Source organism: Sphingomonas zeae, assembly GCF_014197135.1.
GTDB classification, from domain to species: Bacteria; Pseudomonadota; Alphaproteobacteria; order Sphingomonadales; family Sphingomonadaceae; genus Sphingomonas; species Sphingomonas zeae.
Genome location: NZ_JACIFA010000034.1, coordinates 1 through 3,468, shown reverse-complemented (window position 1 = coordinate 3,468; position 3,468 = coordinate 1). Strand labels below are relative to the sequence as shown.

Annotated in this window: 1 tRNA gene and 2 rRNA genes; all 3 read left to right on the top strand. The window is 54.7% G+C overall.

The features are described 5' to 3' along the window. The first annotated feature begins 226 nt into the window (after positions 1 to 226). The 3 genes from GGR45_RS19395 (at position 227) to GGR45_RS19385 (ending at position 3,468) form a co-directional block, all read left to right on the top strand. Positions 227 to 3,045 (top strand): 23S ribosomal RNA (locus GGR45_RS19395). Between the two features lie 173 nt (positions 3,046 to 3,218). After that, positions 3,219 to 3,333 (top strand): 5S ribosomal RNA (gene rrf / locus GGR45_RS19390). Positions 3,334 to 3,391: 58 nt separating this feature from the next. Beyond that, positions 3,392 to 3,468 (top strand) — tRNA-Met (locus GGR45_RS19385).

The following is a 3,468-nucleotide window of genomic DNA, read 5'->3' as shown; positions in this document are numbered from 1 at the left end:
AGCGCACCTCATCTTTGACATTGTGAATGGGTTTTTAAAATCGATGCCGTGAAGGTGTCGGCTTTGAAAGGGAGGCGAGGCCGCAAGGTCAAGTCGAACGGACAAGCTGGCAATTCACAATATCTGGCTGAGTATTTAATGACCACACCAATTAGCCACATCGCGCTGCTCTGCCGAGTCGATGTCCTTCGGGGCGTCCAGCGTTGATGGTGGTGGTGTGGGCTCTCAAGCGTGAGGTAAGGGCAATTCGTGGATGCCTTGGCATGTACAGGCGATGAAGGACGTGGCACGCTGCGATAAGCGTCGGTGAGGTGTGAGCAACCTTTGACCCGACGATTTCCGAATGGGGAAACCCACCTATCCGTTTAATTAGCTGAGCCACTCGGTGGCACGCTGCGAAGCGTGTCGCCGTGGGGCGCAGGTAGTTAGGCGGTTCAGGTATCTTGAGACTGAATACATAGGTTTCGAGAAGCGAACCCGGTGAACTGAAACATCTCAGTAGCCGGAGGAAAAGACATCAACCGAGATTCCGTTAGTAGTGGCGAGCGAACGCGGACCAGGCCAGTGCCTTTCATTCAAGTAGCAGAACACTCTGGAAAGTGTGGCCATAGCGGGTGACAGCCCCGTATGCGAAACTGATGTGGAAGGACTCGAGTAGGGCGGGACACGTGTAATCCTGTCTGAACATGGGGGGACCACCCTCCAAGCCTAAATACTCGTACATGACCGATAGCGAACTAGTACCGTGAGGGAAAGGTGAAAAGCACCCCGATGAGGGGAGTGAAACAGTACCTGAAACGGATTGCCTACAAGCAGTAGGAGCCTCTTTATGGGGTGACTGCGTACCTCTTGCATAATGGGTCTGTGACTTAATGTTTCAAGCAAGCTTAAGCCGATAGGTGTAGGCGCAGCGAAAGCGAGTCTGAATAGGGCGCTTTAGTTTGAAGTATTAGACCCGAAACCCGGCGATCTATGCATGACCAGGATGAAGGTGCGGTAACACGCACTGGAGGTCCGAACCGATTAACGTTGAAAAGTTACCGGATGAGTTGTGCTTAGGGGTGAAAGGCCAATCAAGCCGGGAAATAGCTGGTTCTCCGCGAAAACTATTGAGGTAGTGCCTCGAGCGGACACCATAGGGGGTAGAGCACTGGATGGTTGCGGGGGTCGCGAGATCTACCAATACTAACCAAACTCCGAATACCTATGAGTGATACTCGGGAGACAGACGGCGGGTGCTAAGGTCCGTCGTCAAAAGGGAAACAGCCCTGACCTACAGCTAAGGTCCCCAAGTCGTGTCTAAGTGGGAAAGCATGTGGAAATCCCAAAACAACCAGGAGGTTGGCTTAGAAGCAGCCATCCTTTAAAGAAAGCGTAACAGCTCACTGGTCTAAACAAGGGTTTCTGCGGCGAAGATGTAACGGGGCTCAAGACACGCACCGAAGCTTAGGGTGTGCACTTTGTGCACGCGGTAGCGGAGCGTTCCGTAAGCCTGCGAAGCGATCTGGTAATGGGTCGTGGAGGTATCGGAAGTGCGAATGCAGACATGAGTAGCGATAAAGAGGGTGAGATGCCCTCTCGCCGAAAGACCAAGGGTTCCTGCGCAAGGCTAATCCGCGCAGGGTGAGCCGGCCCCTAAGACGAGCCCGAAGGGGGTAGTCGATGGGAACCACGTTAATATTCGTGGGCCTGGTGGTGTGTGACGGATGGTGTGTGTTGTCTGACCTTATCGGATTGGTCAGGCTTCGAAACTGTCCCGGGAAATAGCCCCACCGTATAGACCGTACCCGAAACCGACACAGGTGGTCAGGTAGAGTATACCAAGGCGCTTGAGAGAAGTGTCCTGAAGGAACTCGGCAAATTGCCTCCGTACCTTCGGAAGAAGGAGGCCCCATGTAAGCGCAAGCTCTCATGGGGGGCACAGGCCAGGGGGTAGCGACTGTTTAGCAAAAACACAGGGCTCTGCTAAGTCGGCTTCAAGACGACGTATAGGGCCTGACGCCTGCCCGGTGCCTGAAGGTTAAGTGGAGGAGTGCAAGCTCTGAAATGAAGCCCAGGTAAACGGCGGCCGTAACTATAACGGTCCTAAGGTAGCGAAATTCCTTGTCGGGTAAGTTCCGACCTGCACGAATGGCGTAACGACTTCCCCACTGTCTCCAGGACATGCTCAGCGAAATTGAATTCTCCGTGAAGATGCGGAGTACCCGCGGTTAGACGGAAAGACCCCGTGCACCTTTACTGCAGCTTCAGAGTGGCATTGGACAAGAACTGTGTAGCATAGGTGGGAGGCTTTGAAGCGTTGGCGCCAGCTGACGTGGAGCCATAGGTGAAATACCACCCTGTTGTTGTTTAATGTCTAACCTCGTACCGTGAAACCGGTACAGGGACCCTCTGTGGCGGGTAGTTTGACTGGGGCGGTCGCCTCCTAAAGAGTAACGGAGGCGCGCGAAGGTTGGCTCAGGACGGTTGGAAACCGTCTGTTAGAGTGCAATGGCATAAGCCAGCCTGACTGCGAGACTGACAAGTCGAGCAGAGACGAAAGTCGGTCATAGTGATCCGGTGGTCCCTCGTGGAAGGGCCATCGCTCAACGGATAAAAGGTACGCCGGGGATAACAGGCTGATAACCCCCAAGAGCTCATATCGACGGGGTTGTTTGGCACCTCGATGTCGGCTCATCACATCCTGGGGCTGGAGCAGGTCCCAAGGGTTTGGCTGTTCGCCAATTAAAGTGGTACGTGAGCTGGGTTCAGAACGTCGCGAGACAGTTTGGTCCCTATCTGCCGTGGGCGTCGAAATTTGAGAGGAGTTGACCCTAGTACGAGAGGACCGGGTTGAACGTACCTCTGGTGTACCTGTCGTCGTGCCAACGGCGCAGCAGGGTAGCTATGTACGGACGGGATAACCGCTGAAAGCATCTAAGCGGGAAGCCTCCCTCAAGATAAGATTTCTCAGGACGGTCGAAGACCACGACCTTGATAGATCGGATGTGGAAGTGCGGTAACGCATGGAGCTAACCGATACTAATCGTCCTATTCGCGCTTGAGAGCTCCACACCCCCACCATCAGCCCTGGGCTAGATGGCACAATGGGTGCGGTCAGCAAATCCAGCCAGTGCACGCATCGATTTTAACCCCCATCACCCCGAAGCGAGGCCTCCTCACCTCGGGGTCCCCATCAAGTACCACTTGATGGGGATTGTTATTCGCGGACTCTATTGCCTGGTGGCCATAGCGTCGGTGTCCCACCCGATCCCATCCCGAACTCGGCCGTGAAACCCGACTGCGCCAATGGTACTACTGCTCAAGCAGTGGAAGAGTAGGGCGTCGCCAGGCATTACAGTCCGCGTATACAAAAACCCATTCACATACCTCACACACCTTCCAGAATTGGCGCGGGGTGGAGCAGCCCGGTAGCTCGTCAGGCTCATAACCTGAAGGCCGCAGGTTCAAATCCTGCCCCCGCAACCA